Source organism: Mesobacillus jeotgali (assembly GCF_014856545.2).
In the GTDB taxonomy this organism is placed as follows: domain Bacteria; phylum Bacillota; class Bacilli; order Bacillales; family Cytobacillaceae; genus Mesobacillus.
The window spans coordinates 349499-364536 of the sequence record NZ_CP109811.1 but is presented as its reverse complement, the minus strand read 5'-3'; the positions used below and the strand labels follow the sequence as shown (position 1 = coordinate 364536).

The 15038-nt window shown below is 45.1% G+C and carries 11 protein-coding genes; 3 read left to right on the top strand and 8 right to left on the bottom strand.

The genetic code is table 11. The annotated features are described in order from the left end of the window. Positions 1-14 precede the first annotated feature (14 nt). From recQ to FOF60_RS01810, 5 genes are all read right to left on the bottom strand, one after another. Positions 15-2147 (bottom strand): DNA helicase RecQ, encoded by a 2133-nt coding sequence (gene recQ, locus FOF60_RS01830; protein ID WP_192473492.1) that lies wholly within the window; start codon positions 2145-2147, stop codon positions 15-17. Positions 2148-2272: 125 nt separating this feature from the next. After that, positions 2273-3346, bottom strand: coding sequence for an ATP-binding protein (locus FOF60_RS01825; protein ID WP_192473491.1), 1074 nt, complete (start codon positions 3344-3346; stop codon positions 2273-2275). A 130-nt stretch (positions 3347-3476) separates the two neighbouring features. Beyond that, positions 3477-4955, bottom strand: coding sequence for a nicotinate phosphoribosyltransferase (locus tag FOF60_RS01820; protein WP_192473490.1), 1479 nt, complete (start codon positions 4953-4955; stop codon positions 3477-3479). A 57-nt stretch (positions 4956-5012) separates the two neighbouring features. Further along, entirely contained in the window at positions 5013-5564 is a 552-nt protein-coding gene (locus FOF60_RS01815) for a cysteine hydrolase family protein (protein ID WP_192473504.1), read from the bottom strand. Positions 5565-5825: 261 nt separating this feature from the next. Beyond that, positions 5826-6767 carry a diacylglycerol kinase gene (locus FOF60_RS01810; RefSeq protein WP_192473489.1) on the bottom strand — a complete coding sequence of 314 codons (942 nt, stop codon included), beginning with the start codon at positions 6765-6767 and terminating at the stop codon, positions 5826-5828. 591 nt (positions 6768-7358) lie between these two features. Between FOF60_RS01810 and plsY the strand changes: the two genes are divergently transcribed. From plsY to FOF60_RS01795, 3 genes are all read left to right on the top strand, one after another. Next, the gene (plsY, locus tag FOF60_RS01805; protein WP_192473488.1) at positions 7359-7979 is read left to right on the top strand and encodes a glycerol-3-phosphate 1-O-acyltransferase PlsY; all 621 of its coding nucleotides are present in this window, start codon (positions 7359-7361) and stop codon (positions 7977-7979) included. Positions 7980-8174: 195 nt separating this feature from the next. After that, entirely contained in the window at positions 8175-9650 is a 1476-nt protein-coding gene (gene putP, locus FOF60_RS01800; RefSeq protein WP_192473487.1) for a sodium/proline symporter PutP, read from the top strand. 117 nt (positions 9651-9767) lie between these two features. Beyond that, positions 9768-10517, top strand: coding sequence for a hypothetical protein (locus FOF60_RS01795; protein WP_192473486.1), 750 nt, complete (start codon positions 9768-9770; stop codon positions 10515-10517). Between the two features lie 118 nt (positions 10518-10635). On the opposite strand, the gene FOF60_RS24360 is transcribed toward FOF60_RS01795, so the two are convergent. From FOF60_RS24360 to gatA, 3 genes are all read right to left on the bottom strand, one after another. Then, positions 10636-10947: a hypothetical protein gene (locus FOF60_RS24360; protein WP_192473503.1), complete on the bottom strand. Its 312-nt coding sequence runs from the start codon at positions 10945-10947 to the stop codon at positions 10636-10638. A gap of 1182 nt (positions 10948-12129) precedes the next feature. Beyond that, positions 12130-13557, bottom strand: coding sequence for an Asp-tRNA(Asn)/Glu-tRNA(Gln) amidotransferase subunit GatB (gene gatB, locus FOF60_RS01785; protein WP_192473502.1), 1428 nt, complete (start codon positions 13555-13557; stop codon positions 12130-12132). A 13-nt stretch (positions 13558-13570) separates the two neighbouring features. Next, positions 13571-15028 carry an Asp-tRNA(Asn)/Glu-tRNA(Gln) amidotransferase subunit GatA gene (gatA, locus tag FOF60_RS01780; protein WP_192473485.1) on the bottom strand — a complete coding sequence of 486 codons (1458 nt, stop codon included), beginning with the start codon at positions 15026-15028 and terminating at the stop codon, positions 13571-13573. Positions 15029-15038: the final 10 nt, after the last annotated feature.

Genomic DNA, 15038 nt, shown 5'->3' with positions numbered 1-15038 from the left:
TTCGTCTCTTCTTCTTAATGGACCTTCTTTTTCGACATATACAGAAATGCTTTGATCATAAAATAGCTGACTTCATCCGGCAGCAATTCTTTTATTGGCTTGAGCCTGTCACGTCCGGCTTCTTCCACGGCTTGCTCGAGGTCCTCAATATGTTCAGCAGGAATCAGCAACCCATAGTCAACTTCCATTCCCTGCTGGATGCACTGGATCAGGTGATTTTCGACCGTGCTCTCGACCAGCTCGCGCTTCGCGGCAATCTGAGCTACAGACAGTTTCTCCTGATGCAGTTTGTAGGTTTCAAGATGGGAATCCCCGACGGCTTTTTTCGCCGGTTTCCTCACCGGTTCCGCCACGGCATTCTTCACAGGCTGGCGCTCAGGATGCTCCTCGCAGAACTCGATAATCCGCTGTATGAATGGAGCTCCATATTTCTGCAGCTTGTGTTCCCCGACACCAGCCACATTTAGAAACTCCGCATCCGTCAGCGGCAGCTTCAGGCACATATCTTTCAGAGAGGAATCGGAGAAAATCATAAATGGCGCCACTTTTTCCGCAGCGGCAACCTCTCTACGCAACTCACGCAGCTCTTCAAACAATGGATCATCGTTGGAAACCTGCTTGACCCGCACCGCTTCCTTCCTGAAAACCTTTGTCTTGCCGAGCAAAACGTCCTTCCCTTTTTCCGGCACATAAATCGTCGGGTAGGTCCCATGCTCGACGCCAATCAGCTCCTGAGAAATCAAAAACTCAATCAAGTCATTGACCTGCTTGGCATTCCGATCCTTCATCAGACCGTAAGTCGGCAATTTATCAAGGCGGAACTCAATGACTTTGTTATTTCTGGAGCCGGTCAAAACATTGGCCGTCATCGCCTTGCCGTATTTCTGGCCCATCCGGATGATGCATGACAGGACCATTTGCGCGTCCTTGGTGACATCCTCTGTTTCACGGGAATCCGTACAATTGCCGCAGCGTCCGCAAGGCTCTGTCTCTGTCTCGCCAAAATAATGCAGGATATAGGATTGCAGGCATTCCTCGGTATGGCAGTAACCGACCATCTGCTGCAATTTTTCCAGCTCGGGCCCTATTCGTTCGCGATCGGCGGACTGGTCAATCAAAAAACGCTGAACCTGGACATCCTGCGACGAATAAAGCACGGTACATTCGCTGTCCAGGCCGTCACGACCGGCACGGCCAGCTTCCTGATAGTAGCTCTCCATATTCTTCGGCAGCTGGAAGTGGAGAACATAGCGGATATTGCTTTTATCGATTCCCATTCCGAATGCCGATGTCGCAACCATCACAGTCGCTTCATCCTGTAAAAAACGTTCCTGTTCGTTGTTCCGGTCTTCATCGTTCATACCTGCGTGGTAGCGCGCCGCAACGAATCCTTCCTTCTGCAGCCATTCATACTGCTGATCGACGATTTTCCTTGTCGCCGCATAAATGATGCCGGCTTCCTTTTCGTTCTTTTTGATAAAATCCCTTAGATACGCCTGGCGGTCCTGCCCTTTTACCACAGAAAAACTGAGGTTACTGCGCTCAAACCCGGTAATCACTGTATTCTCAGGGTTTATTTTTAAAGACGCGCAAATGTCTTCCCGTACTTTAGGAGTTGCTGTTGCCGTCAAGGCGAGCACAATCGGCTTGCGCGGCAATCGATCGGCCAGATCAGAAATCTGCAGATAGCTCGGCCGGAAATCATGTCCCCACTGCGAAATACAGTGTGCTTCATCGACGGCGATCAGCGGTATTTCCATGTCCTGCAGGTCATCGATGAATTCCCAGGATCCCAGCCGTTCGGGCGCGATGTACAATAGCTTGTACTTTCCGTTCCTGGCGTCATCCATTCGAGCGGCAGCTTCACCCGCAGTCAGCGAGCTATTGATATATGTTGCCGGAATGCCAAGCTGCGTGAGCGTATCGACCTGGTCCTTCATCAGGGAGATCAGCGGAGAAATGACGATGGTTGTCCCAGGCAGCACGAGTGCCGGGATTTGATAGACGATCGATTTACCGCCTCCAGTCGGCATGACGCAGACCGTGTTTTTTCCTTCAAGCACAGATGAGATTGCCTGTTCCTGTCCCAATCGGAATGAGGAATAACCAAAATGATTTTGCAATAATTCATGGGCTTTTTGCAGCATAACGAGGTGGCTCCTTTCAGTGAGAAAATGTGGGGGAACTTTGGGGTATATTCTTTCATTTTAACAGATAACCCCCGGCGAACGACAGCAAAAATGCCATGCTTCAAAAAGAAGCATGGCTCCGTCTATTCTGCGATCAACAATGTACCTGTATTTTGGACTCGAGGTAACAAAATACGTATGACCGTGCCTTCCTCAGGCTGGCTTTCAATATCAATGCTTCCCTGGTGAAGGTCGATGATCCGTTTGCAGGTAAGTAAACCCAATCCTGTACCCTTTTCCTTCGTTGAATAAAAAGGTTCAAACAGGCGCTTCAACCGGGATTCTGGTATTCCGCAGCCCTTATCACGAATGGTGACCATGACCGATTCCCCTCCCGCTTCATCAAGGCTTACGCTGATAAAATGGCCATTGTCCTCTGTCGCCTCAATCGCATTCTGGAGAAGGTTGATCAGCACCTGCTTCATCTGGTTCCGGTCACAATCCAAAATAATTTCCACTTTAACATCAAACTCTATTTTAATACTTTTAAGATTGGCCTGGGGTTCCATGAAGTGAATGCAATCGGTAATCAGCTTACTGAAATTCATAAATTGAAAATGAACATTCTCATTCGGTTTGGCAATGAACATGAATTCATTGACGATTTGATTGATGCGGTCCATTTCATCGAGCATGATATCTAGATAAGGAATTAACTTTTGATCCGTTACGCTTTCTTTGACGATTTTAGCAAAACCTTTTAGCGAGGTGAGCGGATTCCTGATTTCATGCGCAATCCCTGCTGCCAGCTCCCCTACTACAGAAAGCTTCTCCATTTGCTGGGCCTGCTTCTCCCTTATTTTTTCCTTCGTTATATCGATGGTTGTCCCAATGACCTCAACCGTCTCACCATTTATACGGATTGGATTCAGAACCGCCAAATAATGAATCCCGCCAATACTTCCCTCATAGTTAACCTGCTCACCATTCCAAGCCTTTTCGTAAAAAACCTCTTTACGTTTTACCTGGTCAGGCGGCAAAAATTCCATCAACGACCTTCCTATGACTAAATCCGGACAAAGACCTACCTTTTCTATGAGCTTACCTTCAATAAAAGTATGGATGAATTGGTTATCTTTTTTTATGAACTTAAATATGAAGCCTGTTTCCCTTGGTATGAACTGTTCATAATCTACTGCGCTACACTGGTCATTCACACGGCAACACCCTTAGAAAAGATTCGTTCCTTAATAATTCTTTGCAATTATGATAATTCCTTTGGTAAAAAACAGGTAATTATTATTAAAAAGAGAAAAACTGCCTTCCCCCAAAGGAAAGCAGCCCTCACTATTCCATCTTCTCTCCAGTCATCTCCATGACCTTCTCTTTCACTTCTTCTATATTGCGCATTTTGTTGTCCCAGCATTTCTGGCTGAGGTCGACTGGATATTCTTCGGGATTAAGCATACGTGTGTATTCTTCCCAAAGAACGCCAAGGCAGTATTTAGAATGCTTTCGGACTTCTTCCAGGCTCGGCTGGGTGTACACAAGCTTGCCCTCCTTGAAAATATCGTGATGCAGATCCCGCGCGTCGAAATTGGTGACGAATTTGCTGATAAAGGTATGGACAGGGTGGAACATCTTCAGGCGTTTTTCCTGCTGCGGATTTTCACCCTCAAGCGTGATGTAGTCCCCTTCAGAGCGATTATTGGCTTTGTTGATGATCCTGTATACGTTTTTAATGCCTGGCGTCGTTACTTTTTCTGGATTGGAGGAAATCTTGATGGTATCCTCCATCGTACCGTCGCCCCTCTCTACTGAGACGATTTTATAAACAGCACCTAGGGCAGCTTGTTCGTAAGCAGTGATCAGCTTGGTGCCGACTCCCCAAGTATCGATTTTTGCACCCTGTGCTTTCAGGTTCATGATCGTATACTCGTCCAGGTCGCTGGATGCAACGATTTTTGCATCCTTAAAGCCGGCTTCATCAAGCATTTTCCGGGCTTCCTTTGAAAGGTAAGCAAGGTCGCCGCTATCGAGACGGATGCCAATGAAATTGATTTTATCGCCGAATTCTTTCGCCACTTTAATTGCATTTGGCACTCCGGACCTGAGCGTATCATACGTATCGACGAGGAAAACGCAGTCCCTGTGCGTCTCAGCGTATTTTTTAAAAGCGGTGTAATCATCTCTGTACGCCTGTACCATCGAGTGTGCATGCGTTCCGGAAATCGGGATTCCGAACAGCTTGCCCGCACGCACATTACTGGTGGAATCAAAGCCTCCAACATACGCAGCGCGTGTCCCCCAAAGCGCTGCATCCATTTCATGCGCACGGCGGCTGCCGAACTCCATTGCGATTTCGTTCTTTACAACCTGTTTGATCCGTGATGCCTTGGTCGCAATCAGTGTCTGATAGTTCACAATATTAAGCAGCGCCGTTTCAATCAATTGCGCTTGTACCAAGGGTGCATCGACCCTGACCAGAGGCTCATTGGCAAAAACGATCTCACCCTCCTGCATCGCGCGGATACATCCTGTAAAACGCAAACCTTTTAAAAAAGCAAGAAAATCCTCATCGAACTTTCCTTCTTCTCTCAAATACTGAATATCATCTTCCGTGAATCCAAAGTTCTCTATGTAGCTGATGATTTTTTCTAGTCCGGCAAAAACGGCATAGCCATTGCCAAAAGGAAGCTTCCGGAAAAATAAATCAAACACCGCACGGCGATTATGCACGCCATCGCGCCAGTACGTTTCCATCATATTTAGTTGATATAAGTCCGTATGCAGCATCAAGCTGTCGTCATTGAATTTAGTGCTCATTAATAAACCTCCAAATTTACTGCCATCAATAGGTTGCTTTTAGTATGCCGGCGGGCATTACTTGACCTCGGCTCCAATCGAGCTCTCGAAATGACGGAGCGACCACTCATGGCCGATTTGGTCAAAGGAAGCAACAGCATCTTTATACACAATAACCTTAAATCCCTTGTTATAAGCGTCAACTGCCGTGTGAAGGACACAAATATCTGTGCAGACGCCGACGAGATGCACTTCAGTGATTCCGCGCTCGCGCAGCTTGATCTCAAGGTCCGTGCCCGCGAACGCTGAATATCTGGTCTTGTCAATATAGTGCACATGGCCGAGATGTTTATTTTCCTCATAAACCTCCTGCAGGCTTCCGTACAAATCCCTGCCCTTCGTACCGCGGATATTGTGCGGCGGATACAGCTTTGTCTCCGGATGGAATTCATCGCCTTCATCATGGACATCAATGGCAAATACAACATAGTCACCATTTCCGATGAACTCCTTCGTCACGCCGACAAGCTTCTCTTCAATCGCCTGCCCCGGCTCTCCGCAAGTCAGCCGCCCATCGTCCGCAACAAAGTCATATGTATAGTCGATATTGATCAATGCCATCTTCCCCATCATGTATCCACATCCTTTTATCTTATTATCTTTTATTTTCTTCCAAATATGATTTGCAGGCAAATTTTTCATATCAAAAAATGAACACCGGATAAAATCTCTGCTCTTCCCCCATGGTTTTGTCTGAAGTCACACTGGGTTCAGACAAAATCACAGCCTTTGTCCGAAGTCATAGTAAATACGCTATCCTGATTCAGTTATCCTCCTATACCCTATCTCGGCGCACAGAAAAACCACTCCAAACCCGGGAGTGGTTTCCGATCATTCCGCTTTAAAATTTAATTCCAGGTTTTCCGGACGGTCTTCAGGACGGATCTCATCCAACGGCACATAGACTTGGATGTGCCTGAACAGGTTTTCAAATTCAGCTGGCAGATTGCCGCCGTATTCACCGTCAAGGTTCAACTGGACCGTTTCCTTGGATTGCACCTTGATGCGGTTTGCCTGCGTGTAAATCACACCCGGATCATTTATGTGCTCACCACGGACTGCGAGTGAGGCGATTCTGATGAAATCAGCAAGGTTCGTCTTTTTCAAAATTAATAAAGAAAACATTCCATCATTGATGGATGAGTTTGGAGCCAGGCGTTCAAAGCCGCCGACGGAATTCGTCAGCCCGACAAGGAACATCATGACTTCGCCTTCGTAAAGCTTTCCATCATACTCAATGCTTACTTCAGAGGCACGAATGGATGGCAGCATCTCGATTCCTTTTAGATAATAAGCAAGCTGGCCCAGCATGGTCTTGAGCTTGCTCGGCACTTCGTATGTCAGCTCGGTCAGTCTGCCGCCGCCTGCAATATTAATGAAATATTTATCGTTGATCCGGCCTACGTCCACCGGGATCGTTTCGCCTTTAACAATGATGTCGACCGCAGCATCAATATCCCTAGGGATATGGAGAGCGCGTGCAAAGTCATTTGTTGTGCCAACCGGAATGACACCGATTTTCGGGCGATATTCCTGTTCAGCTATACCATTGACTACTTCATTGATCGTGCCATCTCCGCCAGCAGCAATCACCAGGTCATAGCGCCGCTCGACCGCAATCTTTGCTGCCTGCGTCGCGTCCCCCTCACCTGTCGTTGCATGGCATGAAGTCTCATAGCCGGCATTCTCCAGCTTCACCAAGACCTCAGCAAGATGCTTTTTAAAAATTTCACGACCCGAAGTCGGATTATAAATGATTCTTGCTCTTTTCATACCCATCATCCTACTTAATATGGTTTTAAATTCCATTCTTTTACATCATAGCCCATTACGACTATCCAGGCAATTACTCGAATATCGATGGTACCGGATATATCATAAACTAATTTCTGTCCATTTGCCAAAAAGAACCCACTATTCCTTCAAAGTGTTAACTATCGTATTTTTCGAAAAACTCTTCCATTCATCCTCTTTCTTTTTTACAATACAAAGAGGGTGGTTACATAAATTGGAAACCCCTACCCGTGATTTAGGGTGCAAACTTATAGCCCATTCAAAGTTTATTACCCAATCTACATTCCTGGCAAAAGTACAAGCTGTGTCTATTGATTTGCTCAATTGGACTTGAACCCATTGTCTGGATCGACTCTATTTCCATGCGTGATTTCACATGTAAGTGCTTCAATAAAAAAAGGCTATTTGGTATTACAGACGTTAATTACGGTATAAAGGTTCCCGAAGGTGATCTGCCTGCACAACACCAGTTTTAGTATCAAAAATACTTTTGGCACGGTAATAAAAAACCTTCTGACCGCGACTATTTCAGAATAAAATTCTTTAAGTAGATTAAAAGGGTGACGCTATATGACTTGGATTTGTCTTTTGGCAGCATATTTGGTTGGTTCAATTCCTACTGCTTTATTGATTGGCAAATATTTTTTCCATGTTGATATCAGGGATCATGGCAGCAAAAACCCCGGTGCGACGAATACATTACGGGTCATGGGCAAGCGGGCGGCGATTGTCGTGCTGCTTGTGGATGTCGCAAAAGGGATGCTGGCAGCTTCTCTTCCGCTGATCTTCGATTCTCCTGTTGAACCGCTGTATGCCGGCCTGGTTGCCGTCATCGGGCACTGCTTCCCGATTTTCGCCGGATTCCGCGGGGGCAAGGCAATCGCAACGACGGCAGGGGCACTGCTGATTGTTGATATCGGAATGTTCCTGGCTGTGTATCTGACCTTTTTTGCAGTCATTTTCTTGACCAAATATGTGTTCATGGGTTCGATATCGGTCGGAATCGCAATGCTCGTTTATTCGTTTTTCTCTCCGGAAATTCATGAGCCATACATCTTTACTGCTTTTATTATATTTTTAGTTTTCCTCCATCGTTCTAATCTGCAGAACTTTTTTAACAGAAAAGAACCGAAAATCAATGATAAAAAGGTGAAAGGTGACCGCCTGCCGCCAAAAGATCTTAAGACGTAAACTTTAACCATGGCTTCTATAAGCCATGGTTATTCTTTTGCACTATAAGTATATTAGAAAAACAAATTACTATTTATGTAATAGTAATTTTAGAGAAAAAATAGATTGTTAATCATTTATGTGAAATGATAGAATATTATTTGTATTAGCAATATTTTTTTAATAATTTTTCACAATAACAAAGGGGGAAAGATTATGTCCAATGAAATGTATCAAATCATTGCTATTGGGATCTACATGGCCGCGATGCTCTATATCGGCTGGTATTCCTACAAAAAGACAAGCAATCTGACTGACTACATGCTTGGCGGCAGATCGCTCGGTCCGGCAGTCACAGCACTTAGTGCCGGTGCGGCTGACATGAGCGGCTGGCTTTTGATGGGTCTTCCTGGGGGAATTTATGTAAGCGGTTTAGCGAATGCATGGATTGCCATTGGATTGACCGTCGGCGCGTATCTTAACTGGCTTTATGTGGCACCTCGACTTCGCTCATACACCCATGTGGCGAATGACTCCATCACGATTCCAAGCTTCCTGGAAAACCGTTTTAAAGATGATACAAAGCTTTTAAGAATTGTATCCGGAATTGTTATTCTTCTATTTTTTACTTTCTACGTTTCTTCCGGAATGGTCGCCGGAGCTGTTTTCTTCGAGAATTCATTCGACCTTGACTACCATACCGGCTTGCTGCTGGTCTCCGCAGTCGTCGTTGCCTACACATTATTCGGCGGCTTTCTGGCAGTAAGCTATACAGATTTTATCCAGGGAATGATGATGCTTCTCGCCCTGCTGCTCGTGCCGATTATCGGCTTCTCAAAAACAGGGGGACCGGCAGAAACATTCGATACCGTACGTTCAATCGACCCTGCATTGCTAGATTTATTCAAAGGCACGACCGTACTCGGTATCATATCAACTGCAGCTTGGGGACTTGGTTACTTTGGCCAGCCTCATATCATTACCCGCTTCATGGCCATCACATCAATAAAAGAAACAAAGAGTGCGAGAAGAATCGGCATGGGCTGGATGATCTTCTCCTTGATGGGGGCAATGCTGACAGCTTTGATTGGTCTTGCTTATTTTACACAGAATCCAGATGTGAAGCTGGATAACCCTGAGGCAGTCTTCATCGTGCTCGGGCAAATTTTCTTCCATCCATTGTTCGCCGGCCTTATGCTTGCAGCCGTCCTTGCTGCAATCATGAGCACGATTTCATCGCAGCTAATCGTTACATCCAGCGCACTGACTGAGGATTTATACAAAATCATTTTCAAAAAAGAAAAATCAGATAAGCAATATGTATTCTTCGGGCGTATGGCGGTACTCGTAGTAGCGATTATCGCTGCATCTCTTGCCTGGGTGCAGAACGACACGATCCTTGGCCTGGTTGCATACGCATGGGCTGGCTTCGGGGCGGCGTTCGGACCAATCATCATCCTAAGCCTGTATTGGAAGAAGATGACCAACTGGGGTGCGATTCTTGGTATGATCGCCGGTGCCGCTACCGTCGTCATCTGGAGCAATGTCGGCCTGAGCGATGTGATGTACGAAATCGTCCCAGGGTTCATTATCAACTTGATTATTTCCGTTGTCGTCAGCTTGGTAACTTACAAACCAAACCCTGAGATTGAAAAAGAATTCGATATGAGTGTTGAAAACTTAAAATCCTAAACTCGATGCCACAGAGATTTTTTCCTCTGTGGTATTTTTACATTTCGATAAAATCTTACAGGAAATTACATATTCTTAATAGAATTCATATAGTGACCACTTAAGCGTGAGGGGAAAATGATGAAGAGAAAGCTGAAGAGAAAGCTGCTATACTATGGAACATCAACCATTTTGCTTTTAACCGTATTGATTGCCATGGACCGCTATAAATTATATAAAGAGGAAAAGCCGCCTGTACCAATCGTAACAGTGAATGGACAGGAGATTCCACACATTCTCGGCCAATATGATTGGCATGGCACCAAAACAGAGAAAATGGATCCGCTCAAAGCCATGGCTGGCATGAATCCATCCAGGGTGAAGGAAAGAGAAACACTTGAGGTCTCATTTCCTTCAGAAATAGAGCCTGAATCTATTACGATCAGCCAGGTTAATACTTTACCAGGCCAGGAAGAAAAGACTGTTAAAGGGAACAGCATTTCCATTCCAAAGAACCCTTATATGGAAAGAACGTATTTTAAGATAAAAGCCGTATGGGGAAAGGAGTTTAGTACTTCCTTTGTGAAGCTCGATGTCGAAGAACTTCCGCCCCTATATGATTTTTTATCAAAGGATCCGGAAAAGCTTGCTGTCCTAGCGATTGTTCCACGTGGAGAGTCAGAAAAGTTTGACATTCCGGATGAGGTAAAGGAAAAGCTCGACTCCTTCCAAATATCAGATGATTTGGAGGAATTGAAGAAGACGCATCCAGAGATTCGAATTAATACACCACCAATATACTTGATCTTTAATACAGAATATCTCCAGCAGACGGTCGATGATAAGGAAACCTTAATTAGAATTCTGACTTATGGTGACCGGCAATAATACAAACCAGGCCCTGATAAAAGGGCCTTTTGTTTAATCAACTAATATTGATCCTGCGCACTGGCTGGATTTCGAACAAACATCGAAGGTCTGACGATCTGCCAAGCCCCTCATTCCCCTACCATTCTCTCCACTCTTCAGTAATATCCTCGTCAGGCTCCAGACCGGCTTCCTGCGCTTTTTCGTCGATGTATTCACATAATTCTTCGCGTTCAAGTGTATCTATGAAATAATCGAATTCTTCGTTGAGCCTGTTAAACTCGATTACGACTTCTTTTACTTTCTTCAGGATGGCCTTTTCTGTGGGGATCTTCAAAGTCTTAAGAGAAGAGACATACTTCTGCAGTGCTTTTTCTGAAGCGACTATCGCCTCCTCGCTGAACATATCGTCTCCTTCCTCCATCCGTTCTCTCCATAAAACGGTTGGCATTAGACCATTCGATTGTGGCACTGACAAAATTTCTATATTCTCTTTCCTTACAGCGGTGTATTCCTTCAACCGGTGTGTGTAATGTTTTTTCTGTGTAAAATTAACCTCCTCTATACGTTCACACGGATATAAATTCCCATCAAGTACAGTGGTCCCTCCAAAAGCAAGCAACTTTAATTGAGGCAATTGATTGATAAACTGGATTGAAGCTAGTTCCCCGCAATCCATCAAAAATAACTTTCCTAAACCCTTTAATTCTGCAATAGGAGTGAAATCACCGATTTTTTTACAGTTCTCAATCTCTAAAACTCTTAAGCTATTTGTTAGATATTTAATATTCCTTAAATCATTAAAGGATCTTAAATAGAATAAACCCAGCTTTTCCAGGCTTTCCAGACCCTCCACTCCCAATAATGAAGTGATATTAGATTGGATCAGCTCCAGGGTTTCCAGATTCTTAAGTCCTGAAAATTGTTCAAGGTTTTTAGTCTTTGGCTTGTAGCTCCAGAGCCTCATTTCTTTTAAGCTCACCAGTGTCCCTATCCCTTTTGCTTTAGGCGGAAGCTGCCCATAAAGCACTTCAAGGGCAGGAATCCTTTCAAAGTCGATCTCAAGAGAAGGTCTGGTTTCATTGATTGACAGTGACTTTAGGTTTTTTAAATGGTAAAGTCCTGAAACATCTTTTAAGTCTTCACCCCCAAGAGAAACCATCTCAATATCTGGACATTCACTTAAAAAATCTACTTGATCCAGCTCATAAGATAGATCGACATTATTAATCTGGTGTTCTTGAATATAGGCTATTGATTCCTTGATATTATCCTCATTAATTTTCACTGATACTTCGCCATCATCATCAATCCGTATTCTTACATTACCTTCCTTCAAAAATTTGACCATTTTTGCACCACCGTTATATTTATTAACCAGCCACTGTGTTTTCCTGCCCCGATTACTACTGTTCTATCGAGATTGCTGGTTCATTAAATCTTTCATTCAATATAGGCCAAATCCAATTAAAATATCTCTAAGTAAAAAAAAAAGGTCAGCCCCTTATGCTTATATTAGCATCAGCAGCTATGTAAGAATATGTATTTAAAGAACTATTTTTAAGTGTACAATTCCCCCTTTCCCGGGAAATATCGACAAAAAAGCTGACGAACAAATCGTCAGCTTTCGCTATTATCTCTTATTCAATTCTTCAACTAGCAATTTGTTTACAAGCGGCGGGTTTGCCTGACCTTTAGTTGCTTTCATGATCTGGCCGACAAGGAAGCCTTTAGCCTTGTCCTTACCGCCTTTGAAATCTTCAACGGATTGAGGATTTGCATCGATTATCTCAGTAATGATCTTAAGCAGTTCACCTTCGTCAGAGATTTGGACAAGCCCCTTCTCTTTGACGATTTTTTCTGGGTCGCCGCCCTTTTCAACCAATTCCCTAAAGACTTGTTTGGCAATCTTGGAGGAAATCGTGCCATTCTCAATCAACTTGATCAAACCCGCAAGCCCATCAGGAGTCAATGCTGTTTCATGCAGCTCTTTCGATTCAGCCTTCAGGTAGGCTGAGAACTCACCCATCAGCCAGTTGGAAGCCTGCTTCGGATCGGCTCCTGTTTTAACGACAGATTCGAAGAAGTCAGCCATCTCTTTCGATACGGTCAAAACCTCTGCATCATAAGCTGGCAGTCCCATCTCCACGACATATCGCTTCTTGCGCTCGTCCGGAAGCTCTGGAATTTCCGCACGAACCCTTGCCTTCCATTCTTCATCGATATAAAGATCGGGTAGATCTGGTTCAGGGAAATATCGATAATCGTCTGAGCCTTCTTTAACACGCATGAGAAGAGTGGTGTTCGTCGCTTCATCATATCGCCTTGTCTCCTGCTGGATTTCACGACCAGCAAGGATTTCCTGCTCCTGACGCTTTTCTTCGTATTCAAGACCTCTGCGAACGAAGTTGAAAGAGTTCAGGTTTTTCAGCTCGGTTTTTGTGCCGAATTCCTTCTGGCCAACTGGCCTGATCGAGATGTTCGCATCACAGCGGAGTGATCCCTCTTCCATTTTGCAATCCGATACACCCGTATATTGGATGATGGACTTTAACTTTTCAAGGTAGGCATACGCCTCATCCGGCGTGCGTATATCGGGCTCCGATACGATCTCAACGAGCGGCGTTCCCTGGCGGTTGTAGTCAACAAGGGAATAGCCATTTCCATGAGTCAGCTTTCCTGCGTCTTCTTCCATATGGATGCGCGTGATGCCGATTTTCTTTTTATAACCATTAACCTCGATTTCAATCCATCCATTCTCGCCAATTGGCTTGTCGAACTGGGAAATCTGGTAGGCTTTCGGATTATCCGGGTAAAAATAGTTCTTGCGGTCAAATTTCGTATGTTCCGCGATATCGCAGTTCAAAGCCATAGCGGCTTTCATCGCGTACTCAACCGCTTTTTTATTCACCACTGGCAATACACCAGGGTAACCCAGGTCAATCACGCTTGTATTCGTATTTGGCTCGGCACCAAAATGGTTCGGGCTCGCCGAAAAGATTTTCGATTCTGTTTTTAATTCTACATGGACCTCAAGGCCAATTACCGTTTCAAACTTCATCATTTTCACCCCTTTACAGCTCAGGTTGTTGTTTATGGAAATCTGTTGCCTGCTCGAATGCATGGGCAACCTTATATACAGTGCTTTCATCAAAATGACGTCCGATGATTTGGAGCCCAAGCGGCAGGCCTTTGTCAAAGCCGCACGGAACTGAGATGGCTGGCACGCCTGCAAGGTTGACCGGAATCGTCAGAATATCATTCGCATACATCGTCATCGGGTCTCTTGTGTTCTCGCCAAGTTTGAATGCTGGCGTTGGCGTCGTTGGGCCAACGATAATATCGTACTGTTCAAACACTTTTTCAAAGTCCTGCTTGATCAGTGTGCGGACCTTCTGTGCTTTTTTATAGTGGGCATCATAATAGCCTGCACTCAGCGCAAATGTACCAAGCATGATCCGGCGCTTTACTTCCTCGCCAAAGCCTTCTTCACGGGTCATCTTATACATATTGAGCAAGTTTTCAGCGTTTGGCGTTCTGTATCCATAACGCACACCATCAAAACGCGCCAGGTTTGCGGACGCTTCTGATGAAGATAATAGATAGTATGTAGCCAAAGCATACTTCGAGTGCGGCAAAGACACCTCTTCCCAAGTCGCACCCTGGCGTTCAAGGATCACAAGCGCGTCCATCACTGATTTGCGGACTTCTTCGTTTACGCCCTCACCGAGGTATTCCTTCGGCACACCGATTTTCAAGCCCTTGATATCGCCAGTCAATGAAGCAATATAGTCAGGGATGTCGACGTTTGCGGAGGTCGAATCCATTTCATCATGACCCGCAATCGCTTTTAACAAAAATGCATTGTCCTCAACATTCCGTGTGATTGGTCCAATCTGGTCCAAAGAAGACGCAAATGCGATCAATCCGAAGCGGGAAACAAGTCCATAAGTTGGTTTCATGCCTACCACTCCGCAGAATGATGCCGGCTGGCGAATCGACCCGCCTGTATCAGAGCCTAAAGAAAACAGCACTTCTCCAGCTGCAACCGATGCAGCTGAACCGCCAGAAGAACCACCAGGTACACGGTCAAGATTCCATGGGTTGAATGTCTTTTTAAAGCCGGAGTTTTCGTTTGAGGATCCCATCGCGAACTCGTCCATGTTCAACTTGCCGATCGTTACCGTTTCTGCCTGTTGCAGCTTCTGGATGACCGTTGCATCATAAACAGGATCAAAGTTTTCGAGAATCTTGCTTGCAGCTGTTGTACGCAAACCTTTCGTGACGATATTGTCCTTGATGCCAATCGGCAGCCCGTATAACTTACTGGTTGGCGCATTTTGGATTGCCTTATCATCCAAAGCCTTCGCCGCTGCTCTTGCGTTTTCTTCATCCAATGTTAAAAACGCCTGTACCTTGCCTTCAACCTCGCCAATCCGCTTGAACGACTCGTCGACCAGGTCGGAAACGCTTAGCTCTCTTTTATGTAAAAACTCATGAAGCTCCGATATCTTATGTTCGAATAAACTCATCGCCGGTCCT

Bases quoted from the DNA above. Each gene is read 5' to 3' on its own strand.
- FOF60_RS01795 (WP_192473486.1), top strand. From the start codon at position 9,768: ATGATGAAGAGAAAGCTGAAGAGAAAGCTGCTATACTATGGAACATCA.
- FOF60_RS24360 (WP_192473503.1), bottom strand. From the start codon at position 10,947: ATGCCAACCGTTTTATGGAGAGAACGGATGGAGGAAGGAGACGATATG.
- FOF60_RS01820 (WP_192473490.1), bottom strand. From the start codon at position 4,955: ATGAGCACTAAATTCAATGACGACAGCTTGATGCTGCATACGGACTTA.
- gatB (WP_192473502.1), bottom strand. From the start codon at position 13,557: ATGAAGTTTGAAACGGTAATTGGCCTTGAGGTCCATGTAGAATTAAAA.
- FOF60_RS01810 (WP_192473489.1), bottom strand. From the start codon at position 6,767: ATGAAAAGAGCAAGAATCATTTATAATCCGACTTCGGGTCGTGAAATT.
- putP (WP_192473487.1), top strand. From the start codon at position 8,175: ATGTCCAATGAAATGTATCAAATCATTGCTATTGGGATCTACATGGCC.
- gatA (WP_192473485.1), bottom strand. From the start codon at position 15,028: ATGAGTTTATTCGAACATAAGATATCGGAGCTTCATGAGTTTTTACAT.
- FOF60_RS01815 (WP_192473504.1), bottom strand. From the start codon at position 5,564: ATGGGGAAGATGGCATTGATCAATATCGACTATACATATGACTTTGTT.
- recQ (WP_192473492.1), bottom strand. From the start codon at position 2,147: ATGCTGCAAAAAGCCCATGAATTATTGCAAAATCATTTTGGTTATTCC.
- plsY (WP_192473488.1), top strand. From the start codon at position 7,359: ATGACTTGGATTTGTCTTTTGGCAGCATATTTGGTTGGTTCAATTCCT.